Origin of the sequence: Mesonia maritima (assembly GCF_042433895.1) — a bacterium.
Taxonomy (GTDB): Bacteria; Bacteroidota; Bacteroidia; order Flavobacteriales; family Flavobacteriaceae; genus Mesonia; species Mesonia maritima.
The window spans coordinates 391,799-417,972 of sequence record NZ_JBHLUA010000012.1; the positions used below are offsets into that span (position 1 = coordinate 391,799).

Genomic DNA, 26,174 nt, shown 5'->3' on the forward strand with positions numbered 1-26,174 from the left:
TAGTTTTAGTACAGCTCTTAAAAAGCCGTTTACTGTTAAACGGCTTTTTTCATTTCAATTTATTATGCTTGCATATTTGTTTTACCTAAATAGTAGCATTTACAAGTTTTTTAGATTTATTTTTGCCTTTTCAATTAAAATTGAATGAAGAAGATTATTTCATACCCTCTTTCTGTTCTTTATTACCTGTTTTTTGGTTTAACACTCGTGATTTTTCATCCTATCCAGTGGATTTGCTTTAACGTTTTTGGTTACCAAGCGCACAAAAAAAGTGTTGATTTTCTAAATCTTGGCCTTATGGGCTGTTTACATATTTTAGGAACGCGCATTACTTTTACGAATGATTTTCCTTTAACTGAAAACATTCCGCATATTATTGTAGCCAATCACCAAAGTCCGTACGATATCCCGCCAATTATATGGTTTCTTCGGAAATTACATCCTAAATTTATCAGTAAAAAAGAACTCGGAAAAGGTATTCCAAGTGTTTCATATAACCTTCGTCACGGCGGTTCAATTTTAATCGATAGAAAAAACCCACGACAATCCTTACCGGAAATTAAGAGATTTGCACGATATTTGAACACAACTAAACGTTCTGCAGTAATTTTTCCTGAAGGAACACGAAGCCGCGACGGAATGCCAAAACGCTTCTCTCCTAACGGATTAAAAATGCTGTTTAAATATTGTCCTGAAGCTGTAATTGTACCGATTACAATTAATAACTCTTGGAAACTAACAAAAAAAGGTTCTTTTCCCTTATCAGTTGGAGTTCATATTAATTTTAAAGTACAAGCTCCAATTTTAGTACAAGAACACGATGTTGAAACGTTAGTAGACAAAATAGAAAACGAAATTACAAGAGATATACATCTTCCTAAAAAATAACTTATGCCACAAAAAAATGTTCGATTAGAAGTAATGCAACAACTGGAACCAAAAGTCAATGGTTTTATTGACGACTTTTTGATTCCGGTAGATGAGATTTGGCAGCCTACAGATTTTTTACCCAACTCACAAAAAGAAAGTTTTTTTGATGAAGTGACCGAACTTCGTGAATTGGCAAAAGAATTACCGTATGATTTTTGGGTAGTTTTGGTTGGCGACACCGTAACCGAAGAAGCACTTCCAACCTATGAATCTTGGTTAATGGATGTAGAAGGAATTAATCAACACGATGGTGGAACACCTTGGTCTAAATGGGTAAGATATTGGACCGGAGAAGAAAATCGTCATGGCGACACGTTAAATAAGTATTTATATCTATCTGGAAGAGTAGATATGATTGAAGTTGAACGAACTACACATCATTTAATAAACGACGGTTTTGATATTGGTACCGATAGAGACCCGTATAAAAACTTTGTATATACGAGTTTTCAAGAATTAGCGACTTATATTTCGCATAATCGCGTAGCAAAATTAGCGCGTAACTACGGAAATAAATCGCTCGCAAAAATGTGCAAAATTATTTCTGGAGATGAAATGCGTCACTTTAATGCTTACAGCACATTTGTTCACGAGATTTTTAAAATCGACCCGAGCAATATGATGATCGCTTTTAAAGATATGATGAAGCACAAAATTGTAATGCCGGCTATGTTTTTAAGAGAATCTGGCGATAGTTTAGGAGCAGCTTTCGATGAGTTTTCACAAGCCGCACAAAGAATAGGCGTTTACACAGGACAAGATTATGTAGATATTATGAAGCGCTTAATTAAACGTTGGGAAATCGATAAAATTGAAGGACTAACCGATGAAGCTGAAAAAGCACGTGATTTTGTAATGAAACTTCCTGCAAGAATGGAACGCGTAAACCAACGAATTAAAATTTCACAAAAAATAACACATTTTAAATGGGTAAATCCTGCCCTAACTAAGTAAAATACCACTCATAATATTAATTCCCGTAAAGTGCTTTTACGGGAATTTTTGTTTATATATGGTTTAAAAATAACAACCTATGAATTTTGAAAGTAAACATATTCTCGCAACAAAAGCATTTGTAAAAAAAGAATTAAAAGATGCTGAAGGCGGTCACGATTGGTTTCATATCGAACGTGTTTACAAAAACGCATTGCTTATCGCAAAAACAGAAAACACAGATTTAGAAATTGTTTCTTTAGCTTCATTATTACACGATATTGCGGATTCTAAATTTCATAACGGCGATGAAAAAATCGGTCCACAGAAAGCAAAAGAATTTTTAGAAACGCTCGCTCTGAATGAAAAATCGATTAATCATATTGTAAAAATTATTGAAAATGTTTCCTTTAAAGGTGGAAATACAGAAGTTACCTTTCGCTCAAAAGAATTAGAAATTGTACAAGATGCAGATCGGCTTGATGCAATCGGGGCGATCGGGATTGCTAGAACGTTTAATTACGGAGGTTACAAAAACAGAAAAATTTACGATCCCGAAATTCAACCGAAATTAAATATGAACAAAGAGGAATATAAAAAATCCTTAAACCCAACTATAAATCATTTCTACGAAAAACTTCTGCTTTTAAAAGACAGAATGAATACCGAAACCGGAAAGAAATTAGCTGAAAAACGTCACAAATTTATGGAAGATTTTCTTGATCAATTTTATGCTGAATGGAATGGAGAAATATAAAATATCTTTTATAACCAACCTGCTGAATTTAAAATCGCAAGAATAAATTCTACCTTTGTGAGGCTATGAACGCCCGAAAAATAATTCATATCGATATGGATGCTTTTTACGCATCGGTAGAACAATTAGACAATCCCGAATTACGCGGAAAAGCTATCGCCGTTGGCGGCCGTTCAAAACGAGGCGTTGTAAGTGCCGCAAGTTATGAAGCTCGAAAATTTGGCGTGAAAAGTGCGATGAGCGGAGCAATTGCCCAAAGACTTTGTCCGCATCTTATTTTTGTGAAAACCAGATTCGATCGATATCGTGAAATTTCTCAACAGATCCGAAAAATATTTTTTGAATATACCGATTTGGTCGAACCGCTTTCGCTCGATGAAGCCTATTTAGATGTTACCGAAAACAAAAAAGGAAATCCCAGCGCAACTTTAATTGCTGAAGAAATTAGAGCAAAAATTAAAGAGAAAACCGGTTTAAACGCTTCTGCGGGAATCTCGATTAATAAATTTGTCGCTAAAATTGCTAGCGATTATAACAAACCCAACGGACAAAAAACGGTTTATCCAGAAGAAGTGGAAACTTTTTTGCAAGGATTGGAAATTCGAAAATTTCACGGCGTAGGTAAAGTTACCGCTGAAAAAATGTACCGTTTCGGAATTTTTACCGGTTACAATTTAAAGCAAAAAAGCTTAGAGTTTTTAGTTGAAAATTTCGGAAAAAGCGGAACGCATTATTATAACGTAGTTCGTGGTATTCATTTAAGCGAAGTAAAACCACATAGAATTCGAAAATCATTAGGCGCCGAACGTACTTTTGCTGAAAATATTTCTTCTGAAATTTTTATGATGGATCGCCTAAACGATATTGCTGAAGAAATTGAACGGCGGCTAACAAAAAATAAAGTGGCTGGAAAAACAGTAACTTTAAAAATAAAATACAGCGATTTTAGCATTCAAACGCGTAGTAAAACGTTGGCTTATTTTATTTCTACCAAAGCTTTAATTTTAGAAATCGCTAAAGATTTACTTTACCAAGAAAAAATGAAAAATTCGGTTAGATTGCTGGGTATTTCCTTATCAAATTTAAATACAGATAAAGGTAAAAAAGAAGAGAAAAATCAAAATGATGACGAAATTTACGTTCAGCTTAAATTTGATTTTTGAATTGAAAGCGGTAAATTTTTTAGAATTTCTTCAGCTTCATCGGTTATAAAATTAAGATGTGTTTTTTTGGTACCGTAATTATAATAGAAAGTAATTTCGTCGGGTTTAAATTTGATGTTGTTTATCTCTTCCAATGAAATAATTTTGTCCTCTCTATATATTCTATAAATTAAATTCTGATTGGTAATGCTTAAAATTACTTTTTCTGGCGCCATAGCACCAATAATGTAAACATCAGTTTTAAAATTTAGCTGTTCATTTTCTTCAAGCTTATAGTATTTTGGTTTTTTTACCCATAAAAAAAGTTGATATGCTTTGGGAAACACGAAAAAATAAATAAGTCCAAATAATGCTCCTCTTAGAAGTGAAGCAACTACGGAATCGTCTGAAATAAAATAGCTTAATAAAAAGTAAAGTCCCGAAATTAACAGGATTTGAATAACTGAAATTGTAATGAGCTTCCTTTTCATTGCGTTAGCGATTGAACGGTTTGTTTGAACTCTTTTTGTGGTCAAACCAAAAAGTGAGTAGTGAAAGCGCGGCGAGTTTTCCAGCGAAAACTCGCAACGCCCAAAAATTTATTAGAACCGCCAAAGGATTTAATACCCGAGACTTATTTTGAAATTAAAAATTCATTTCTAACCAGTGCTTCGTGGAATTCCCAAGCGGTAGTTTACTTAATTTCTGAAATTCTTAAAGTGTTTACCATTCCTTTTTCGTCTATTGGCATTGCCGCGAGGTTAATGATAAAATCGTCTTTTTTTACGTATTTCTTTTCTTTTGCAATTCTATTGACATCTTCTACAGTATCGTCTGTACTCACGAATTTATCGTAATAATAAGCATTTACGCCCCACAAAAGACTTAATTGTGTAAGAATTTTACGATTAGAAGTGAATGCTAAAATGTAAGATTCTGGTCGCCATGCTGAAATTTGAAACGCGGTGTAACCACTATTGGTGAGCGTACAAATTACTTTTGCTTTAATTTCATTGGCCATCACGGCGGCGTGATAACAAACCGATTTGGTAATATAGCGTTTGGTACGAATATGCGGCGGTTCATGCGGCACATTAATGAGGCTTGAATGTTCTACACTTTTAATGATTTGAGTCATTTTCTTGATAACCTCAACCGGGTTTTTCCCCACAGAAGTTTCTCCACTAAGCATTACAGCGTCGGCGCCGTCCATTACAGAATTTGCAACATCGTTGACTTCAGCTCTTGTTGGCGTAAGGCTGTTAATCATCGTTTCCATCATTTGGGTAGCGATAATTACGGGAATTCTAGCGCGTTTTGCTTTTAAGACTAATTCTTTCTGAATTAAGGGAACTTCATGCGCCGGAATTTCTACACCCAAATCTCCTCTTGCTACCATTAAACCATCGCAATAAGCTACAATTTTATCGATATTTTTTACGCCTTCGGGTTTTTCAATTTTTGCAATAATGGGAATTTTATGGGCGCTTTTTTCTTTAATTATTTGCTGAAGTTCTTGTAAATCTTCGGCGTGACGAACAAAGGAAAGTGCCATCCAATCGACTTCTTGCTCAATAGCAAAATGTGCGTCTTTTACGTCTTTTTCGGTTAGCGCGGGAAGCGAAATATTGGTGTTGGGAAGATTTACACCTTTTCGGGAACGTAAAGGTCCGCCCTGTAAAACTTTGGCTTCTACTTCATTTTTCTGATTGGTTTTAATGACTTCAAAAATGAGTTTTCCGTCATCTAAAAGAATTTTTTCTTTCGGTTTTACATCGCGTGCAAAACTTTCATAATTCATATAAATATGAGTCGAAGTTCCTTTAAATTCTTCTCCGGTTACAAAGGTTATTTTATCGCCGCGATTAACAACGACTTCTTCTTTCATTATCCCAACTCTCAATTTAGGACCTTGTAAATCGGCTAAAATTCCGGCGTTGAAACCGTATTTTTCATTTAATTCTCGAATGGTTTTTATTCTTTCAATCACATCGCTGTATTGGGCATGTGAAAAATTAATTCTGAAAATATTTACACCGCTTTCAAGCATTTTTTTTAAGACTGCTCTACTGCTTGTCGCCGGACCAAGTGTTGCTACTATTTTCGTTTTCTTTAAACTTTGCATTAGTTGAAAATTAAATTTTTATTCGATTTTAAAGTACTTACTTCTATGCTATAAGCGGTAACTACTTGTTGAATTTTATTGATATTTATAAGTAATTTTTTTAGACTCACGCTGTCGGTATCGTCTTCTATTTTCAGAAAAAAATCGACACTTTTATATTCGTAAATTAAATTGGTGTTTACTTTTCCTTCTTCTGGGAATAAACCATTACTTACGATTACTTCTTCAGGATTTAATTTATATTTATTACTTACTAAATAATAATTACAGCATAAATTTTCGTTTAAGTAACTAAATAATTGGTAATAAGCAATTCCTTCTTTATGTGAAAAATCTACATCATAAACCTCCCGCTCTAGTTTTATGGATAAGGTTTTATTCAAAAAAAAAGCTAGCTTATAAGCTTCTATTGAAGAATGAATTGCAATTAATTTGTAATCATCTTCAGCAAAACCATCTAGCATTAATTTATTTACTGCCATATCTTTTCCATTCACAAGATAAAGATAGTACAAGTTAAGCGGAAAGGAGGTTACCGGAAGTTAAAAAATAATGAATTCTAATAGGAAAGTTAAGCTTTATCTATAATCCGCTGAAAAGCATAATAGGCTCTTTTTGAAGCTTTTTCTTCTGCTTTTTTCTTTGAAGTCGCTCTAGCTTTTGCAACTACATTTTCGCCTACCCAAAGTTTTACGGCAAAATGTTTTATTTCATCTTTACCGGTATCTTCGTAAACTTCATAGGAAAAATCTTTTTTAGCTTTTTGGCACCATTCAATAAATAAACTTTTGTAGCTTATTACTTTTCCTTCCAGCTGTTCGATATCTACGTAAGGCTCGATTACGCGTTGCTGAATGAATTTTTCACAATATTTGTAGCCTCTATCAAGGTAAATCGCTCCGATTAACGATTCAAATAAATTTCCATGGATATTAACACCAAATTGTTCTGAGGGAATATTACTTTCTACAAATCGAATTAAATAGAGATCTTTACCAAGCTCATTAAGGTGTTTTCTACTTACCACCTTTGAACGCATTTTGGTAAGATAACCTTCATTTCCACCCGGCACTTTATTAAATAAATATGCCGCAATAACAGAACCTAACATCGCATCACCCAAAAATTCTAGACGCTCATAATTTAAATCGTTTCCTTCCTTATCTTTTTTGTTGAGCGAACGATGAATAAAAGCACGCTCGTAATGTTTTATATTTTTTGGTTTAAAACCAATAACTCGCTGAATTGAAGAAAAAAAACTCCCGTCCTTTTCAGAACGAGAGTTTAATATATTTCGAATAACATTCATTAACTGAACAATTATTCATTTAGCTTTTTAAATAAAACACAGGCATTATGACCACCAAAACCAAAAGTGTTACTCATAGCAACATTTACTTCTCGTTTTTGTGCTTTATTTAGCGTTAAATTTAATGAAGGATCAATATTTTCATCGTTAACTTCGTGATTTATGGTTGGCGGAACGATGCTGTTTTTCATCGCTAAAATTGAAGCAATTGCTTCTACAGCTCCTGCCGCACCTAATAAATGACCGGTCATCGATTTTGTAGAATTAATATTGATGGATTTTGCGTGTTCTCCAAAAACGTTAGAAATAGCTTTTAATTCAGCTACATCACCTAACGGTGTTGAAGTTCCATGCGTGTTAATCGCATCAACATCTTCTGGTTTTAAACCGGCATTCTTTAAGCAATTTTCCATTACGGCAACTACGCCAGTTCCATCGGGATGAGGTGCAGTCATATGGTAAGCATCAGAAGACATTCCGCCTCCTAAAACTTCCGCATAGATTTTTGCTCCTCTTGCTTTTGCATGTTCGTATTCTTCCAAAATTAAAGCTCCTGAACCTTCCCCTAATACGAAACCGTCTCGGGTAGCATCAAAAGGTCTTGATGCGGTTGCTGGATCTTCATTTCTGGTCGATAGCGCATGCATAGCGTTAAAACCTCCCATTCCTGCTTGTGTAACTGCTGCTTCACTTCCGCCGGTAACGATTACGTCGCTATATCCTAAACGAATATAGTTTAAAGCATCGATCATGGCGTTTGCTGAAGAAGCACAAGCTGAAACCGTGGTGTAGTTTGGCCCCATAAATCCGTGTTTGATTGAGATATTACCCGGAGCAATATCAGCAATCATTTTTGGAATAAAGAACGGGTTAAAACGAGGAGTTCCGTCTCCATTTGCGAAATTTTTCACTTCTTCTTGAAAAGTTTCCAAGCCTCCAATTCCGGCGCCCCAAATTACTCCTACTCGATATTTGTCTACAGTATCAAGATTAATTCCTGAATCTTTAATCGCTTCATCTGAAGAAACTAAAGCATACTGTGCGAATTTATCGAGACGGCGAATTTCTTTGCGGTCGAAATAGTCGTTAAAGTTGAAGTTTTTAATTTCGCAAGCGAACTTCGTTTTAAATTTTTCGGTATCAAAATAGGTAATGGGAGCACTCCCACTTTTTCCATTTACCAATCCGTCCCAATATTCTTCAATATTGTTCCCAATTGGGGTTAATGCACCTAAACCTGTAACTACTACTCGCTTTAACTCCATAGTTATCGCTTATTATTTTTTTGCTTCTTCGATGTAAGAAATCGCTTGGCCTACAGTTGCAATGTTTTCTGCTTGATCGTCTGGAATTTGAATATCAAATTCTTTTTCGAATTCCATAATTAATTCTACGGTATCCAAAGAATCCGCACCTAAATCGTTTGTGAAACTAGCTTCATTTACTACTTCGTTTTCGTCAACTCCTAATTTATCAACGATAATTGCTTTTACTCTTGATGCAATGTCTGACATAATCTTTTAATTTTTAAATTTGATTAAGTGGCAAAAATAAAAAACTTTAGTTTAAAACAAGTTTTAATGCTAAAAATGTGCGTCAATTTACATATTTTTAAACTAAGTAACTATTTTTACACCTTAATAATTGTTAATTTTAATGGTTTTGAAAGCACAACAAACTCCCTCTCAGAAGAATATTGTAATCTTTGCGTCTGGCGAAGGTACTAATGCTAAAAATATAATTCAATATTTTTCGAAGCAAAATAATATAAAAGTTACACATGTTCTTTCAAACAACATTCGCGCGAAGGTTCTAAAAACTGCTCACGATCTGGAAATTAACGCTTTACACTTCGATCGTGCGGCACTTTATCATACTAATGAGGTTTTTCATTTATTACAAGATATTAATCCGGATTTAATTGTATTGGCAGGATTTCTTTGGATACTACCTGAAAAAATAATTGAAGAGTTCCCGAATAAAATTATTAATATTCACCCGGCACTTTTACCAAAATATGGCGGAAAAGGAATGTACGGCAACAATGTTCATAAAGCGGTATTAGAAAATAATGAAACTGAAACCGGTATTAGTATTCATTATGTAAACGAAAAATATGATGAAGGTGAACTGATTGAACAATTTTCAGTAAAAATTGAACCTTCTGATGATTTAGATTCTGTTAAGAAAAAAATAAAAACTTTAGAGCACAAACATTTTCCTGAGGTTATTGAAAAACTCTTAACCGATAAAGAGTAATGGCTAAACCGCAAAAGTTCTATGTAGTTTGGAAAGGTCACCAACCTGGAATTTACGAAACCTGGAAATCCTGTAAAAAAGAGGTTGAAGGATACCAAGGCGCGCAATATAAATCGTTTTCTTCCTTAAAAGAAGCGAAAATTGCTTTCAATAAAAGTTTTAATGATTACCGGAAATCGTCTTCAAAAAAAACCTCCTATACTTCTGCGGCGCAATTAGAACTGCTGAAAAAGGAAGTTAATTTTAATTCCATCGCGGTAGATGCGGCTTCTAGCGGAAATCCCGGAAAAATGGAATATCGCGGCGTTGATACACAGACGAAAAAACAATTATTTCATCAAGGTCCGTTTGCGCAAGGAACCAATAATATTGGCGAGTTTTTAGCGCTGGTTCACGGATTAGCCTTACTGAAAAATAAAAAAAGTAAGCGCGTAATTTATTCGGATTCTAAAATTGCGATCGGGTGGATTTACAAAAAAAAGTGCAACACCAAATTAAAGCCTTCTGCTAAAAATAAAGATTTATTTGAATTTTTAGCCAGAGCTGAAAAATGGTTACATGAAAACACATTTTCTACCCCCATTTTAAAATGGGAAACCAAACGCTGGGGAGAAATCCCAGCAGATTTTGGGCGGAAATAGAGTTATGGTTGATGTTGTTTAAAATTTATTAGATTACCATATATTAAAAAAACCTTGTAAACTATTTACAAGGTTTGGTTTTTAAAAAATAAATAATAAAGAACAAGTATTGGAATAATTAAATAGAAAATAAATAAATAAACATAATCCTTTATAGTATTATTTTTTAATTTATAAAACTGAAATCTAAACCACATGCTTAATAAAATTAGTGGTAAAAGATATAATATATATATCCATTCAAGTTTATCAGCTAAAATTAAATAAATTATTACTATCCCAGGTATTAACTGAATAATATATAATAATTTACCTAACTTTATATTTTTAATAACCGCTTTATTATCTATCCAAAATTTATATGAATAAAATAAGATTGAGATTATAATTATTAAAAATAAATAATTATCCTGCACAACTATCGCTTTGATTTTGTTTACAGCAAGTATGTCTATCAATAGCTAAACCTGTTTCCAATGTCATTTTGCTAAATGCAACACCATAACACGCAATATTAATACTTTTTCCAGAAAGTATAACAGCAGTGCAAGAAGATACAGCTGCATCATATGAATCATGTATATTTTTCATATCTATCTGAAATTGATCGTCACACACATCTTGTGTTTCATTACCATCATCACATAATGAAATATTATCTTCCAAAGCTGCTTCAAAATTATAGGCTATCTCTTCTTGTGTTAGAACTTCAAGTTCTTGGCCTAAACTACTTCTTATTTCTGCGCTAAAACTTGAAAAAGCTGAAAGATAACTATCATATTCTTCCGATATTTCTAAATATGATAAAACTGATTCAATCTCAACTTCTTCAATTGTTGCAAAACCAAGATCTTCATTAATATTAGCATTTTCTATTAGTTTAACATGCAGCAAACAGTAAAAGTCTTCTGTTTCAGTTATCAATTCTTGAAAGTTAGGATTATTTTGAAGATCTTCATTAATTTCAAGTTCAACGGAATTAGTCACATTTCTAGGCTGATTTTTTCTATTTTAGAATCTGACTCAATATCATATTCGTCATTAAAATCCTTACTACAAGAAACTAAAACTAAACTTGCTATAAACATAGCAAACGGTATTGTAAATAATTTTTTCATTTTTTTATTAATTAAAATTTTAAATATCAAACACTTACATTGTATTGGCCGAATACGGTTACAAATAAATGTTTAAAAAAGAAATAAAAAAAAAATTAATTAGTAGGCTTTCAACTATTTTTTATGTATGTAACAAATCATAATGCTTTTTTAGAAATGAAAAAACGCTTGCAGATTTTGGACGGAAATAGAGCTACCGCTTAAAATATTTATAAAAACCCAATACAATTAAAACAAGTCCAATAATTTGTAGAGAAAGTCGAAAAGTACCTTGCGTAAAAAATAATGCAGTCGATATAATAAGCGAACCAAGAATATAGTAATAAAAAGGTTTCATCATTAAAATTTTCAGCTTTACTTCATTTTCTTACAAAGAGAAAAACATTTAAAAGTAACTAATTGAATTTACAGTAATTTAGTTGAAGTAGAAAAATCCTTCTTCATATTTTTTCAGTTAAGATAACCATAATAGTTTCTATAAATAATTGTCTAAGCTTGTAAGGAATCCGATAAAATAAAGACCAAGCACATTCACCATAAAATATTAGTTTAATCGTGTTATATTTGCAGCAAAGTAAAATATAAATGAGTAAATTATTAATCGTAGGAACCGTAGCTTTTGATGCCATTGAAACACCTTTTGGCAAAACCGATAAAATTTTGGGAGGCGCCGGAACCTATATCGCTCTTGCAGCCGAAAAATTTGGAATCGATAGTGCTATTGTTTCCGTAGTTGGAAATGATTTCCCGGATAAATATTTCAATATTTTAAAAGATCGCAATGTAAATTTAGAAGGTTTAGAAATCGTAAAAGACGGAAAAACTTTTTTTTGGAGCGGTCGCTATCATAACGATATGAACACACGCGATACATTAGACACCCAACTAAATGTATTAGCAGATTTTCAGCCGAAAGTCCCAGAAAGTTATAAAAACGCTGAAGTTGTGATGTTAGGAAATTTGCATCCACTTATTCAGTTAAGCGTAATCGAGCAAATTGAAAACCCAAAGCTTATCGCTTTAGACACGATGAATTTTTGGATGGACAATACGCTGGAAGATTTAAAAACGGTTATTGAAAAAGTTGATGTAATTACGATTAATGACGAAGAAGCAAGACAACTTTCCGGTGAATATTCATTAGTGAAAGCTGCTCGAAAAATTCAAGAAATAGGCCCAAAATATGTGGTGATTAAAAAAGGAGAACATGGCGCTTTATTGTTCCATGAAAATGAAATGTTCTTTGCTCCTGCTTTACCGCTAGAAGAAGTTTTTGACCCAACCGGAGCTGGCGATACTTTTGCCGGAGGTTTTTCAGGATATTTAGCAAAAACCGGAGATTATTCGTTTAAGAATATGAAAAACGCTATTATTTACGGCTCAAATTTAGCATCATTTTGTGTAGAAAAATTCGGCACCGAACGCATGCTCGATTTAACCGATGAAGAAATTGAAAAAAGATTAAAAGTTTTTAAATCGCTAACGCAGTTTAAAATCGATTTAACCCAATAAAAAATTATGCCCTGTTTTTACGGGGCTTTTTTTGTAGCAACAAACACCCTAACAAGTATTATGAGCGACGCTTTAAAACACGAATGCGGGATAGCGCAAATTAGACTTTTAAAACCCCTTGAATATTACAAGGAAAAATACGGAACCGCTTTTTACGGGCTAAACAAAATGTATTTAATGATGGAAAAACAGCACAACCGTGGTCAAGACGGCGCCGGTTTAGCCAGCATTAAATTAGATACTTTACCCGGCGAACGTTACATTAGCCGCGTGCGTTCTAACCAAGCGCAACCTATTCAAGATATTTTTGCTCAAATTAATGACCGCATTAATGAAGAACTAAAATTGAATCCTGAATATGCTGAAGATGTCGAAGCGCAGAAAAAAAATATTCCTTATATAGGTGAATTATTTTTAGGCCACGTTCGTTACGGAACATTTGGTAAAAACAGCATCGAAAGCGTGCATCCATTTTTGCGTCAAAACAATTGGATGCACAGAAACCTTATTTTAGCGGGTAATTTTAATATGACTAATGTTTTCAAATTATTCGATAATTTGGTAGAACTCGGTCAGCATCCAAAAGAACGCGCCGATACGGTTACCGTAATGGAAAAAATCGGTCACTTTTTAGATTCCGAAGTTCGTAAACTTTATAAAAAATTAAAAAAACAAGGTTACAGTAAAAGAGAAGCATCACCGCATATTGCCGAAATGCTGAATGTCGCAAAAATTCTTAAAAAATCTTCTAAAGATTGGGATGGCGGTTACGCAATGGCAGGTTTAATGGGTCACGGAGATTCATTCGTCTTACGCGATCCTGCAGGAATTCGTCCAGCATATTACTATAAAGATGATGAAGTTGTAGTTGTCGCTTCAGAACGACCTGTAATTCAAACCGTGTTTAATGTTCCTTTTGATGAAGTTACCGAACTTCCGCCAGGTCACGCATTAATTACCAAGAAAAACGGCACCACTACCATTAAAAAAATTATTGAACCTTTAGAACGTAAAGCGTGTTCATTCGAACGGATTTATTTTTCCCGCGGAAGCGATGCAGAAATCTATGAAGAACGAAAGCAATTGGGAAAATATATTATGCCTGATGTTTTAAAAGCAATCGATCATGATACGATTAATTCAGTTTTTTCTTTTATTCCGAATACTGCGGAAACTTCTTTCTACGGAATGGTTGAAGCAGCACAAGATGAATTAAACCGACAGAAAAATCAAGCGATTTTAAAAGAACGCGACACTTTAACAGATGAACGATTAACTGAAATTTTATCGCATCGATTACGTACCGAAAAAATCGCGATAAAAGATGCTAAACTTAGAACTTTCATTACCGAAGATAGTAGTAGAGACGATTTAGTCGCGCACGTTTACGATGTTACTTACGGCGTTGTAAAACCAGAAGATAATTTGGTAATTATAGACGATTCTATTGTACGCGGAACAACACTCAAAAAGAGTATCTTAAAAATGATGGACCGTTTAGGACCAAAGAAAATAGTCGTAGTTTCTTCAGCTCCACAAATTCGTTATCCAGATTGCTATGGAATCGATATGGCTCGTTTAGAAGATTTTGTAGCTTTTAAAGCCGCATTAGAACTTTTAAAGGAAAACGGAAATTACGATGTAGTAAAAGAGGTTTATGAAAAATGTAAAGCGCAAGTTGATTTAAAGGATACCGAGGTTTACAACTTCGTAAAAGAAATTTACGCGCCATTTACAGACGAACAAATTTCAGATAAAATTGCTGAATTATTAAGCGACGAGACTATAAACGCCGATGTAAAAGTAATTTACCAAACAGTAGATAAATTACACAAAGCTTGTCCGCATAATTTAGGAGATTGGTATTTTACCGGTGATTACCCAACGCCGGGAGGAAACCGAGTGGTAAACCGAGCTTTTATAAACTTTTATGAAGGAAACAAAGCACGCGCTTATTAGTATAAATTAAGCAAAATAATTATCGATTTTAATAAAAAATGGTAATTATTTTCACAAACCAATAAAAATATGATATATTTATAACTCCATAATCTAAATAGGTTAAGTTTATGGTAAAATTTGGGGCAAAAAGGGTGGTTTTCAAAACCGCCTTTTTTATTTCATAAAAACATAAAAAAAAGCGGAAGTTAATCTTCCGCTTTTTGTTTTTATAGAATTATGCTAATTACTTTGCTTTAGCATATTTTGCTGAAACTTCTTCCCAGTTAATTACATCAAAAAATGCGTTAATGTAATCTGGACGTTTATTCTGGTATTTTAAATAATAGGCGTGTTCCCAAACATCTAATCCTAAGATTGGATGACCACCGCAACCAACTCCTGGCATTAATGGATTATCTTGGTTTGGTGTAGAGCAAATTTCAACTTTTCCACCTTCGTGAACGCAAAGCCAAGCCCATCCAGAACCAAATTGTCCTGCAGCTGCTTTTGCAAATTCTTCTTTAAAAGCTTCAAAAGAACCGAATTTATCATCGATTGCTGCTGCTAAATCTCCAGTTGGTTTTCCACCACCGTTTGGCGACATTACTTCCCAAAATAAGTTGTGATTATAAAAACCACCACCATTATTTCGAACTGCAGAGTTAGACATATCTAAGTTCATTAATATGTTTTCGATGTTTTTTCCGTCAAGATCAGTTCCATCGATTGCATTATTCAATTTTTTTGTATATCCGGCGTGGTGTTTACCGTAATGCACTTCCATTGTTTCTTTATCAATACTTGGTTCTAGTGCATCGAATGCGTATTTTAATTTTGGTTGTTCAAAAGCCATAATGAATAGTTTTTTTCGTGTTAATATTAATCTCCATCAAAAATAATTATTAAACGATACATGTGAAATAATTAAATGTTATAAAATACTTAAAAGCCTGTTTTGCTTTATTTTAATTTTTTATACCAAATAGAGCTAAACTATTCTTTAGGAGAATTTGCGTTCGCGGTAAACAATAATTATTTTAGACAAAAATTCAACTTGAACCAACTTTCTCCTTTTACAGTTTACGACGCTTCTGCAGGTAGCGGAAAAACATTTACGCTTGTCTCAAATTACCTTTCCATTTTATTAAAAAGTTCTCAGAAAGACGCCTATAAAAATATTTTGGCGATCACGTTTACCAACAAAGCGGTGAATGAGATGAAATCTAGAATTATAAATACGATTACGGCATTTACCGCGGAAACAATTCCGGAAGAATACAAAAATATTTTACAAGAAGTTGAAAAGAAAACGGGATTAGATTCAACAGAAATTCAGCAAAAATCACAGCGAATTTTAAAAAGTTTGCTCCATAATTACGCGGCTTTTGAAATTTCTACTATCGATGGTTTTACCCACAGAATTTTACGAACTTTTGCTAAAGATTTAGGAATTCCCGTAAATTTTGAAGTCGAACTCGATACCGAAACGGTTTTACAAGAGGCTGTTGACCGCTTAATTGCGAAAGCCGGAGAAAACAAAACGCTTACCAATATTTTAATAGATTTTGCTATTTCTAAAGCCGATGATGATAAAAGTTGGGATATTTCTCGTGATTTATTTGAAGTCGCAAAATTATTGGTGAACGAAAATAATTTAACCGCTTTACAAGTTCTACGGAATAAAACCTTAGAAGATTTTAACGCTTTCGCGGAAGAACTTAAAACGGAACGAAAAAAAGCAGTAGCGGAAATTCAGCAGCTCGGCGAAACGTTTTTCAATATTCTTGAAACTCATTCTATAGCGCCAACAAGTTTTACGAGAGGTTCTATTCCGAAGCATTTTAAACATCTTCTGGAAAAAGAAATTACCGCCGTTTTTAAAACTACCGCTAAATGGCAAGAAACGATTTCTTCTGAACCACTTTATCCTAAAAAAGCACCAGAAGAAGAAAAAACACTAATCGATAAATTTCAACCGGAAATAGCGGAATTGTATTTTCAAAGTGAGCGTTTATTCTATAAAATAGATTTTATAAAGCAAATTCAGAAAAAAATTACGCCGCTTTCGTTGCTCACCGCGATAAATCAAGAAGTTGAATTTATTAAAAAGGAACGCAATCTTTTATTAATTTCAGAATTCAATACTAAAATTAGTAAAAGCATTCAAAATCAACCGGCGCCATTTATTTACGAACGTTTAGGCGAGCGCTATAAACATTATTTTATAGATGAATTTCAGGATACTTCGCTTTTGCAATGGAAAAATTTAATTCCGTTAATCGACAATAGCTTGGCTTCAGCCACGGGAAGTTTAAGTTTGGTTGGCGATGCAAAACAATCAATTTATCGTTGGCGCGGCGGAAAAGCAGAACAATTTATGGCGTTAAGCCAAGAAGTAAATCCGTTTTCTATTCAGCAAGAAATTATAAAATTACCGGCAAATTACAGAAGTAGTAAAGAAATTGTGGCGTTCAACAATAATTTTTTTAAGCATGTTTCACAATTTTTAAGTTTCGAACCCTATCAATATTTATTTCAGCAAGCCAATCAAGAAATTATTAAATCAAGTTCAGGTTATGTGAATTTGAATTTTATTGAAGCTACAAATAAAGAGGAAGAACTGGAAGTTTATCCGCAGCAAGTACTTGAAACGATTTTAAACGTTGAAGAAAAAGGCTATTTTAAAAAAGATATTTGCATTTTAGTCCGAAAAAAAGAGGAAGGAATCGCAATTGCCAATTATTTAAATGAACACGAGATCCCTATTATTTCTTCTGAAACCTTGTTGATTAACCAATCGCCGAGCGTTCATTTTATAGTTTCGCTGTTGCAATTTTCTGTTCGCCCAAACGATGCAAATATTAAATTTGAAGTTTTAGATTTCATTTTTGAAAATTTTTCGACTACCGAAAATCATTTTACTTTTTTTGAAGCTCGATTAGCGGCAAATGAGCAAGCATTTTTCGATCAATTTACTGCGCAAAGTATTTATTTCAGCTTAGCGATTTTACAACGTTTACCACTTTACGACGCGGTAGAATATATTATTAGAAGTTTCTCGCTAACCGCAAAAGCAAACGCGTATTTGCAGTTTTTCTTAGACGTTATTTATGAATTTACGCAGAAATTTAGCAGCGGACTTTCGGGCTTTTTAGAGTATTGGGAACAGAAAAAAGACAAACTTAGTATTGTAGTGCCAGAAGGTGAAAACGCGGTACAAATTATGACGATTCATAAATCGAAAGGTTTAGAATTTCCGATTGTAATTTATCCGTTTGCCAACCAATCGTTAAGCGATACGCGATTAGATAATTTATGGATTCCGTTGGAAGAAAAACCCAATGAAATTCCGTTGGCATATTTAGCGGCACAGAAAAAAATGTTGCATTATTCTGAAAATAGTTCGGCGGCTTATCAAGAACTTTTATTTCAGAATGAATTAGACGCATTAAATGTTTTATACGTCGCGTTAACCAGAGCTGAAAAGCAACTTTACATTATTTCCAAACTAGATTTAGATAGAAAAGGAGAAGAAAAAATAAATACGTTTTCGGGACTTGTCATTAATTATTTAAAAACGCAACAGCTTTGGAAAACTGAAAAAACCGAATATGAATTCGGAAATTTAACTGAAAACAATTCCGAAGAAAAAATTGAACTAGAAAAAGAAAAAAATTCAACTTTTGTATCGACTTCTCCGGCAGATCATAATTTAAGTATCATTACCAAATCGGGAAGTTTATGGCAAACCCGACAAGAAGAAGCTATAAATCGTGGAGAATTGGTTCATGAAATACTTCAGCAAATAATAACAAAAAATGATGTTTCAGAAGTTCTGGAAAAATTCATTTTAGAAGGTTTTATAAGCACTGAAGAAAAACAAAATTTCAAAAAATTAATTGAGAACGTCGTGAATCATTCCCAACTCGAAGAATATTTTACCGATAAATATGAAATTTTTAATGAAAAAGAAATCTTAAACAAGGGAAACTTTATTCGTTTAGACCGCTTGTGTTTACTAAAAACCAACGCCATAATTATAGATTATAAAACTGGTAATTTCTCTGAAAATCACGTAAACCAAATAAATTCTTATGCTGAAGCGATTTCAGAAATGAATTATACCGTAACCAAAAAACTATTGGTTTATTTAAATGATGAGGTTACGGTGAAGAATGTTTAATTTTGTGTTCAACTAATAAAAAATAAACTTTATGTATAGCGATAAATTAAAAAATCATCTACAAGAAGAATTAAAAAATATTGAAGAAGAAGGGCTTTATAAAAAAGAGCGTATAATTACTTCGCCACAAGACGCGGTAATTAAAATTAATACGGGGCAAGAAGTTATAAATTTCTGTGCCAACAATTATTTAGGACTTTCTTCTCATCCAGAAGTTATTCAAGCGGCAAAAGACACGATGGATTCGCATGGTTTTGGAATGAGCAGCGTTCGTTTTATCTGTGGCACGCAAGACATTCATAAAACGTTAGAACAAAAAATAGCCGATTTTTACCAAACGGAAGATACTATTCTTTATGCTGCGGCTTTCGATGCCAATGGCGGAATTTTTGAACCACTTTTTACCAAAGAAGATGCAATTATTTCAGATTCGTTAAATCACGCTTCCATTATTGATGGCGTTCGTTTGTGTAAAGCTGCCCGTTATCGTTATGAAAATAACAATATGGAAGATCTGGAAAAACAATTAAAAGCCGCAAACGAAAGTAACGCGCGTTTTAAAATTATTGTTACCGATGGTGTTTTCTCTATGGACGGACTTTTAGCACCACTTGATAAAATTTGCGATTTAGCTGAAAAGTATGACGCGATGGTAATGATAGACGAATGTCACGCTACAGGATTTATCGGTGAAACCGGAAGAGGAACCTTAGAAGAAAAAGGCGTTTTAGATCGAATAGATATTATTACAGGAACACTCGGGAAAGCCTTAGGCGGTGCAATGGGAGGTTATACCACCGGTAAAAAAGAAATTATTGATATGCTTCGCCAACGATCAAGACCTTATTTATTTTCTAATTCCTTGGCTCCTGCAATTGTTGGCGCGTCAATAAAGGTTTTCGATATGCTCTCTAAAGACACAAAGCTTAGGGATCAATTAGAAGAAAACACAAATTATTTCAAGAAAAGAATGAAGGAAGCTGGTTTCGATATTATCGATGGAGATTCTGCTATTGTCCCCGTTATGCTATATGATGCTAAATTATCTCAACAAATGTCTAATAAATTATTAGAAGAAGGTATTTACGTTATTGGGTTCTTTTATCCTGTAGTCCCTAAAGGTAAAGCCAGAATTCGCGTGCAGCTTTCCGCAGCTCACACTAAAGATCATTTAGATCAAGCAATTAACGCATTTATTAAAATAGGAAAAGAACTCGGAGTAATATAAGTAGCAATAATAGGGGATAACAAAGACTGTTAAGAAAATTTTATTACATTTAGTTTTGTTAATACTCCTTAACGGTTTACTTTTGCTTTAATTAACACTTAATTTAAACTTAAGAATATGAAACATCTTAGCAGATTATTATTAGCTTCTTTGTTCATCTTTGGTCTTACAAATACAGTAAGTGCACAAGATGAAAATAATCCTTGGACGGTAAGTATCGGAACAAATGCAGTAGATAGTTATCCTGCAAATGAAGATCACAAATTCCAAGAATTTTTTAATGTAGATAATTGGAACATCCTTCCTTCTGTATCTAGAATCTCTGTTGGGAGATACGTTGGAGCAGGCTTTTCTGCAGAGTTAGCGGGATCTATTAACAGATTAGACAACATTGATAAACAACCTGTAGATGATTTAACCTATTATGCAATTGATGGAGCCGTAAACTACAGTTTTAGACAATTCATTAATGAAGAAGGATGGTTTGATCCATTTCTTGGAGTTGGTGGAGGTTACACATGGGTTGATGAAGAAGGTAACGGAACAGTAAACGGAACACTTGGTTTTAATTTCTGGTTTACCGATAATATTGCTTTTAACCTTCAATCTACTTACAAACATTCTTTAGATGATAAAAATGAAGGTGGTTTTCGTCATTTTCAACACGTTGCAGGAATTAAAATCGCTTTCGGTGGAACGGATACTGACGGGGATGGAATCTATGATGATGAAGATGAATGTCCTGAAACTCCTGGTTTAGCAGAATTTAATGGTTGCCCAGATTCTGACGGTGATGGAATCCCAGATAAAGAAGATGCTTGTCCAGATCAAGCTGGTCCAGCTGAATTTAACGGTTGTCCTGATACCGATGGTGACGGAATCGCAGATCCAGACGATGATTGCCCAACAGTTGCTGGTTTAGAATCTATGAACGGTTGTCCAGATTCTGACGGTGACGGAATTAAAGATGGTGATGATAACTGTCCTAATGAAGCAGGTCCTAGAGAAAACGACGGTTGTCCTTACGAAGATAGAGATAACGATGGCGTTTTAGATAAAGATGACCAGTGTCCAGATGTTGCAGGTACAAAAGCAAACAACGGATGTCCTGAGGTGACTGTTGAAATTATTAACGAATTGAACGAGTATTCTAAAACAATCTTATTCGATCTTAATAAAGCAACAATTCGTACAGAATCTTATGATGCTTTAGAATCTATCGCTGAAATTATGGACGAATATCCAAATACTGTATTCCACATCGAAGGTCATACAGATAGTAGTGGAAGTGATTCATATAACTTGAAACTTTCGAAAGAAAGAGCTGCTTCAGTACGTGATTACTTAGTAAATAAAGAAAATATTGATACCGACAGAGTAACTTCTGAAGGTTACGGTGAAACAAGACCAATCGCTACCAATAAAACTGAAGCTGGAAGACAGAAAAACAGAAGAGTTGAAGTTTCTCTTGAAAAAAATAGAGACTAAATAATAATTTCACTCTAAATTTTAGAAAAAACGCCTCACTTTGTTGAGGCGTTTTTTATTTTTACTCTTATGATAAAGACTTTTATTGAAGAAACTCTTTCGAAAATTTTAGAACAAAATTCTGCCGATTTATCTCAGCTGGTTTTTATTTTGCCCAGTAAAAGAGCAGGTGGATTCTTAAAAAATGAAATTAAGCAAAAAGTAACAGAAACCATTTTTGCACCTACGGTTCTCAGCATCGAAGAATTTATTGTAGATATTACCAACTTAAAACCCTTAGATAATACCAATTCACTCTTTAAGTTTTATGAAACCTATAGCTCTCTCACAGATAAAAATGATAAAGAAGATTTTGAAACTTTTTATGCTTGGGCGCAAACGCTTATTTACGATTTCAATGAAATTGATCGTTACCTCATAGATTCACAAGATTTTTTCTCCTATTTATCAAAAATTCAAGATCTCAACCATTGGTCTTACCCAGATGAGCAAACAGAATTAATTCAAAATTATTTAAAGTTCTGGCATAAATTACCTGAATATTATAAACATTACACAGAAAAATTACTCGCTGAAAACGAAGCTTATCAAGGTTTAATTTATCGGGAAGCTTCAATTAAGATTGAAGAGTATTTAGCAACTGAAGATCGACAATTTATTTTTATTGGTTTCAACGCGCTTAATAATGCCGAGCAAAAAATTATTCAACACGTAATAGAAAAAAACAAAGGCGAAGTTTTTTGGGATATTGACAAAGTTTTCTTTCAAGATAAAGCGCATGATGCATCTTTATTTTTGAGACAATACAAAGAAAACTGGCCTGTTTTTAACGAAAATAAAAAAATATTTAATTGGATTGCTGACAATTATTCCGCAGAAAAAACTATTGAAGTTTACGGAATTCCAAAAAATATAGGACAAGCCAAACACATAGGAAATTTACTTAAAAATTATTCAGCTGAAGAGTTGACCAACACGGCAATTGCTTTAAATGATGAAGCTTTGTTACTTCCGTTGTTAAACTCATTACCGGCAAATGTAGAAAAGGCGAATATCACCATGGGTTTACCTTTAGCCGAAACGCCTTTAGCATCATTATTCGAAAGTCTGTTTGTGATTCAGGAAGAAAAGACTGAAAAATATTATTACAAACCGGTGATGGATATTTTAAATCATCCGTTTGTGATTAATTATTTAGGGGAAACCTCGCATATTCTTCAGCAAAAAATAGCCGAAGAAAATCAGGTGTTTATTTCTCTTCATCTACTTCAATCAATTATTTCAGAAGACAAAGTCGAGCTTTTAAAAAATTGTTTTACAAATTATAAAGATAATGTCACTAATTTTTTAAAAGCGCTCGAAAAAATTACATTAATTTTAAAGGAAGAATTACAGCAAGCTTCCTCTTTAGAAATCGAATATTTATTTCATTTCAATAAACTATTCAAAAAAATCCAGAATTTATTAGCTGAAAATAACCCCATAAATTCCATTCAAGCGCTTCATAAAATTTATAAAGATACCTTAAGTACCGAATCCTTAGATTTTAGCGGTTCGCCGTTCGATGGTTTACAGATTATGGGAATGCTAGAAACGCGTGTCTTAGATTACGAACGCGTGATTATTAGCTCGGTTAACGAAGGTTTGCTTCCGGCAGGAAAAAGCAATAATTCCTTTATTCCATATGATTTAAAGAAGGAATATCAACTGCCGACTTATAAAGAAAAAGACGCGGTTTACGCATATCATTTCTACAGATTATTGCAACGTGCCAAAGAAGTACATTTATTATATAATAACGACCAAAGCGGATTTCAAGCAGGCGAACAAAGCCGATTTATAACACAACTTCAAATAGAAAAACAGCCAAAACATACGCTAACTTTTCATCAAATAAATCCTAATGTTCATACTACGAAGCGCGATTTAAAACAAATTGACAAAACACCGGAGGTTTTAGAAAAACTTAAAAACTTAGCCAAATATGGTTTTTCTCCTTCAGCATTAACAAGCTACATTAGAAATCCACTCGATTTTTACAAAAATTATGTGTTAGGAATTCGCGATACCGAAGAAGTTGAAGAATCGATTGCTGCAAATACCTTAGGAACCGTAGTTCACGACACCTTAGAACATCTCTACAAACCTTATGAAGGTAAAAATATTGATGCTGCTATTCTGAAAAAAATGCAAACTGAAGCCAACCAACAAATTGTAAAAGAGTTTCAAAAAACCTATAAACAAGCACCCATAAACCAAGGCAAAAACCTCATCGTTTTTGAAATCGCCAAGCGTTATATTTCAAATTTTTTACAGCAAGAATTAAAAACACTCGAGCAACATTCGCTTCAAATTATTCAAATTGAAAATAAATTAAAAGCAAAACTCGAAATTGAGAACTTAGATTTTCCAATTTATATCGGCGGAAAAGTGGATCGCGTAGATCAATTAGATGAAAATTTACGCATTATCGATTATAAAACGGGAAAAGTAGATCAGCCCGATTTAAACCTAAAAAATTGGGAACAATTAACCAACGATTATAAATTCAGTAAGGCATTTCAAGTTTTATGTTATGCATATATGATTCATAAAAAAACACCGATTAATTCTGCACAAGCCGGAATTATTTCGTTTAAAAACTTAAAAAAATCGTATCTTAAATTCACCGATATTTCGGCAGGAAAAAATCAGTTAATTGATGAAAAAACGCTTCAAAAATTTCATATTGAAATTGAAAAATTAATTCTCGAAATTTTTGACCCGAACATTCCATTTACAGAAAAAGAAGTGTGATTATGATAAAAGAAAAAAATTTCACCTTAAAAGGGAAACATAATAAACCTATTGTTACCGATGTATATTATCAGCCCACGCATAAACCCAAACCTATCGTTATTTTTTGTCACGGTTACAAAGGTTTTAAAGATTGGGGCGCGTGGAATTTAGTAGCAGAACGCTTTGCGCAAGAAGACTTTTTCTTTATAAAATTTAATTTTTCGCACAATGGCGGAACACCTGAAGAACCGATAGATTTTCCAGATTTAGAGGCTTTTGGAAACGATAATTACACCAAACAATTAGATGATTTGCAAACCGTTATCGATTGGATTATTACTACTAAAGAATTTTCTTCAGACGCCGATGTTCGAAAGCTCAATTTAATTGGTCACAGCCGTGGCGGCGGAATTGTTTTGCTAAAAGCAGCCGAAAATAAAACGGTTAAAAAAGTAGTGACTTGGGCTGGCGTTTCAGATTTTGCCTCGCGTTTTCCAGAAGGAGAAGCCTTAGAAAAATGGAAAAAAGACAAGGTTTATTACATAGAAAACGGTAGAACAAAGCAAAAAATGCCGCATTATATTCAGTTTTATGAAAATTTTCAAGCCAATAAAGAGCGCTTGTCGATTCAAAATGCAGTAAAAAAATTAGAAATTCCGCAGCTTATAATTCATGCAAAAGGAGATTCTTCGGTTTCCATTAGTGAAGCCGATAAATTACACCAATGGAATCCCAGAAGTAAAACTTATTTTTTAGAAAAAAGTAATCATGTTTTTAATACAAAACACCCTTGGAATTCCTCACAATTATCTCAAGATTTAACTGAAGTTTGTAAAGAAACCAAAGCATTTTTAAAAGCATAAATTACACGTATGAAAGCTATTATTTTAAAAAAAGCCGGTGGCGTTGAAGAATTAAGTGTTGAAGAAATTGAAAAACCAATTCCTTCAGCTAAAGCAGTTTTAATTAAAACCGCTTCGGTAGGTATTAATCCTATTGAAATTAAAACACGAAAAGGAAACCGTTTTACTGAAAAATTATTAGCCGACAAACCGAGTATTTTAGGTTGGGATTTATGCGGAACAGTTGTAGAAAAAGGAAAAGAAGTCAAAGATTTTTCGTTGAATGATAACGTTTTTGGAATGATTAATTTTCCAGATTTCGGTAAAACTTATGCTGAATATGTAGTTGCAAAACCAGAAGATTTGGTAAAACTTCCGCAGAATTTAAATAAAAATGAAGCCGGCGGAATTCCATTAGCTGCTTTAACCGCATATCAAGCTTTAAAGTATGAAGGCAAATTAACCGAAAAATCACGCGTATTAATTCACGCAGCAGGTGGCGGCGTGGGACATTTTGGTGTTCAATTTGCTAAACATTTTGGTGCTGAAGTAATTGCGACAGCTTCCGCAGAAAAAAGTGAATTTTTAAAATCACTTGGTGTCGATAAACACGTCGATTATAAAAAAACCAATTTTGAAGAAGAAGTTGCTAACGTAGATGTTGTGTTCGATTTAATTGGCGGAGATTATATTGACCGATCTTTAAAAACCTTAAAAAAAGGTGGAATAATTATTTGTATTCCTACCGCCACAAATGACGGCGTAGAAGAAAAAGCAGCTGCAAAAGGTTGTAAAGGTGTAGCTTTTAAAGTGAAACCCACCAAAAAAGATTTGGAAGAAATTAGCATTTTACTGAAAAGTGAAAAAGTGAAACCACATATTTCTGAACGCTATGATTTTTCTGAAATTAAAAAAGCACATCAATCCATAGAAAAAGGTAATACTAAGGGAAAAATTGTAATTACATTTTAGATTAACTTTACTCCGG

23 protein-coding genes are annotated in these 26,174 nt (G+C 33.5%); 14 read left to right on the forward strand and 9 right to left on the reverse strand.

Annotation, left to right across the window (positions count from 1 at the left end; genetic code table 11):
• Positions 1 to 144 precede the first annotated feature (144 nt).
• The 4 genes from ACFFGL_RS08595 to dinB all read left to right on the forward strand — a co-directional run bounded on the left by ACFFGL_RS08595 (position 145) and on the right by dinB (position 3,783).
• The gene (locus ACFFGL_RS08595; RefSeq protein ID WP_309726864.1) at positions 145 to 888 is read left to right on the forward strand and encodes a lysophospholipid acyltransferase family protein; all 744 of its coding nucleotides are present in this window, start codon (positions 145 to 147) and stop codon (positions 886 to 888) included.
• 3 nt (positions 889 to 891) lie between these two features.
• Positions 892 to 1,884, forward strand: coding sequence for an acyl-ACP desaturase (locus ACFFGL_RS08600; RefSeq protein ID WP_309726863.1), 993 nt, complete (start codon positions 892 to 894; stop codon positions 1,882 to 1,884).
• Positions 1,885 to 1,963: 79 nt separating this feature from the next.
• Entirely contained in the window at positions 1,964 to 2,620 is a 657-nt protein-coding gene (locus ACFFGL_RS08605) for an HD domain-containing protein (protein WP_309726862.1), read from the forward strand.
• A 65-nt stretch (positions 2,621 to 2,685) separates the two neighbouring features.
• Positions 2,686 to 3,783: a DNA polymerase IV gene (gene dinB / locus ACFFGL_RS08610; RefSeq protein WP_309726861.1), complete on the forward strand. Its 1,098-nt coding sequence runs from the start codon at positions 2,686 to 2,688 to the stop codon at positions 3,781 to 3,783.
• Here dinB and ACFFGL_RS08615 read toward each other — a convergent pair.
• The 6 genes from ACFFGL_RS08615 to ACFFGL_RS08640 all read right to left on the reverse strand — a co-directional run bounded on the left by ACFFGL_RS08615 (position 3,762) and on the right by ACFFGL_RS08640 (position 8,710).
• Complete coding sequence (locus ACFFGL_RS08615; protein ID WP_309726860.1) at positions 3,762 to 4,253, reverse strand: hypothetical protein; 492 nt, start codon at positions 4,251 to 4,253, stop codon at positions 3,762 to 3,764. The two genes, dinB and ACFFGL_RS08615, sit on opposite strands and share 22 nt — an antisense overlap.
• Positions 4,254 to 4,456: 203 nt before the next feature.
• A complete protein-coding gene (gene pyk, locus ACFFGL_RS08620) occupies positions 4,457 to 5,887 on the reverse strand; it encodes a pyruvate kinase (RefSeq protein WP_309726859.1) in 1,431 nt (476 codons plus the stop codon).
• On the reverse strand, positions 5,887 to 6,369 hold the full coding sequence (locus ACFFGL_RS08625) for an IPExxxVDY family protein (RefSeq protein WP_309726858.1): 483 nt from the start codon (positions 6,367 to 6,369) through the stop codon (positions 5,887 to 5,889). The genes pyk and ACFFGL_RS08625 overlap by 1 nt, the downstream gene beginning before the upstream one ends.
• Positions 6,370 to 6,458: 89 nt before the next feature.
• A complete protein-coding gene (gene rnc, locus ACFFGL_RS08630) occupies positions 6,459 to 7,196 on the reverse strand; it encodes a ribonuclease III (protein WP_309726857.1) in 738 nt (245 codons plus the stop codon).
• An 11-nt stretch (positions 7,197 to 7,207) separates the two neighbouring features.
• Complete coding sequence (gene fabF, locus ACFFGL_RS08635) at positions 7,208 to 8,461, reverse strand: beta-ketoacyl-ACP synthase II (RefSeq protein ID WP_309726856.1); 1,254 nt, start codon at positions 8,459 to 8,461, stop codon at positions 7,208 to 7,210.
• Between the two features lie 12 nt (positions 8,462 to 8,473).
• Positions 8,474 to 8,710: an acyl carrier protein gene (locus ACFFGL_RS08640; RefSeq protein WP_093141106.1), complete on the reverse strand. Its 237-nt coding sequence runs from the start codon at positions 8,708 to 8,710 to the stop codon at positions 8,474 to 8,476.
• Between the two features lie 142 nt (positions 8,711 to 8,852).
• Here ACFFGL_RS08640 and purN point away from each other — a divergent pair, with 142 nt between their 5' ends.
• On the forward strand, positions 8,853 to 9,455 hold the full coding sequence (gene purN, locus ACFFGL_RS08645) for a phosphoribosylglycinamide formyltransferase (protein WP_378928292.1): 603 nt from the start codon (positions 8,853 to 8,855) through the stop codon (positions 9,453 to 9,455).
• A complete protein-coding gene (locus tag ACFFGL_RS08650) occupies positions 9,455 to 10,096 on the forward strand; it encodes a ribonuclease H family protein (protein WP_309726854.1) in 642 nt (213 codons plus the stop codon). Before purN ends, ACFFGL_RS08650 begins: the two co-directional genes overlap by 1 nt.
• 405 nt (positions 10,097 to 10,501) lie before the next feature.
• Here the strand turns inward: ACFFGL_RS08650 and ACFFGL_RS08655 are convergent, their stop codons facing one another.
• Positions 10,502 to 11,083 carry a hypothetical protein gene (locus ACFFGL_RS08655; RefSeq protein ID WP_309726853.1) on the reverse strand — a complete coding sequence of 194 codons (582 nt, stop codon included), beginning with the start codon at positions 11,081 to 11,083 and terminating at the stop codon, positions 10,502 to 10,504.
• Complete coding sequence (locus ACFFGL_RS08660) at positions 11,080 to 11,214, reverse strand: hypothetical protein (protein WP_309726852.1); 135 nt, start codon at positions 11,212 to 11,214, stop codon at positions 11,080 to 11,082. The genes ACFFGL_RS08655 and ACFFGL_RS08660 overlap by 4 nt, the downstream gene beginning before the upstream one ends.
• A 585-nt stretch (positions 11,215 to 11,799) precedes the next feature.
• Between ACFFGL_RS08660 and ACFFGL_RS08665 the strand changes: the two genes are divergently transcribed.
• Together ACFFGL_RS08665 and ACFFGL_RS08670 are read left to right on the forward strand one after the other, a co-directional pair.
• Positions 11,800 to 12,726 (forward strand): PfkB family carbohydrate kinase, encoded by a 927-nt coding sequence (locus ACFFGL_RS08665; protein WP_309726851.1) that lies wholly within the window; start codon positions 11,800 to 11,802, stop codon positions 12,724 to 12,726.
• A 60-nt stretch (positions 12,727 to 12,786) separates the two neighbouring features.
• Positions 12,787 to 14,685: an amidophosphoribosyltransferase gene (locus ACFFGL_RS08670; RefSeq protein ID WP_309727157.1), complete on the forward strand. Its 1,899-nt coding sequence runs from the start codon at positions 12,787 to 12,789 to the stop codon at positions 14,683 to 14,685.
• 226 nt (positions 14,686 to 14,911) lie between these two features.
• Here ACFFGL_RS08670 and ACFFGL_RS08675 read toward each other — a convergent pair whose 3' ends face one another.
• On the reverse strand, positions 14,912 to 15,520 hold the full coding sequence (locus ACFFGL_RS08675; RefSeq protein WP_309726850.1) for a superoxide dismutase: 609 nt from the start codon (positions 15,518 to 15,520) through the stop codon (positions 14,912 to 14,914).
• 102 nt (positions 15,521 to 15,622) lie between these two features.
• On the opposite strand from ACFFGL_RS08675, the gene ACFFGL_RS08680 reads away from it, so the two are divergent.
• From ACFFGL_RS08680 to ACFFGL_RS08705, 6 genes are all read left to right on the forward strand, one after another.
• A complete protein-coding gene (locus ACFFGL_RS08680; protein ID WP_309726849.1) occupies positions 15,623 to 18,850 on the forward strand; it encodes a UvrD-helicase domain-containing protein in 3,228 nt (1,075 codons plus the stop codon).
• Between the two features lie 31 nt (positions 18,851 to 18,881).
• Positions 18,882 to 20,078, forward strand: coding sequence for a glycine C-acetyltransferase (gene kbl, locus ACFFGL_RS08685; RefSeq protein WP_309726848.1), 1,197 nt, complete (start codon positions 18,882 to 18,884; stop codon positions 20,076 to 20,078).
• Between the two features lie 117 nt (positions 20,079 to 20,195).
• Positions 20,196 to 21,566, forward strand: coding sequence for an OmpA family protein (locus ACFFGL_RS08690; RefSeq protein ID WP_309726847.1), 1,371 nt, complete (start codon positions 20,196 to 20,198; stop codon positions 21,564 to 21,566).
• Between the two features lie 69 nt (positions 21,567 to 21,635).
• Positions 21,636 to 24,362, forward strand: a complete 2,727-nt coding sequence (locus tag ACFFGL_RS08695) for a PD-(D/E)XK nuclease family protein (RefSeq protein WP_309726846.1) — start codon at positions 21,636 to 21,638, stop codon at positions 24,360 to 24,362.
• 2 nt (positions 24,363 to 24,364) lie between these two features.
• Positions 24,365 to 25,207 (forward strand): alpha/beta hydrolase family protein, encoded by an 843-nt coding sequence (locus ACFFGL_RS08700; protein WP_309726845.1) that lies wholly within the window; start codon positions 24,365 to 24,367, stop codon positions 25,205 to 25,207.
• Positions 25,208 to 25,216: 9 nt separating this feature from the next.
• Entirely contained in the window at positions 25,217 to 26,158 is a 942-nt protein-coding gene (locus ACFFGL_RS08705) for an NADP-dependent oxidoreductase (RefSeq protein ID WP_309726844.1), read from the forward strand.
• Positions 26,159 to 26,174: the final 16 nt, after the last annotated feature.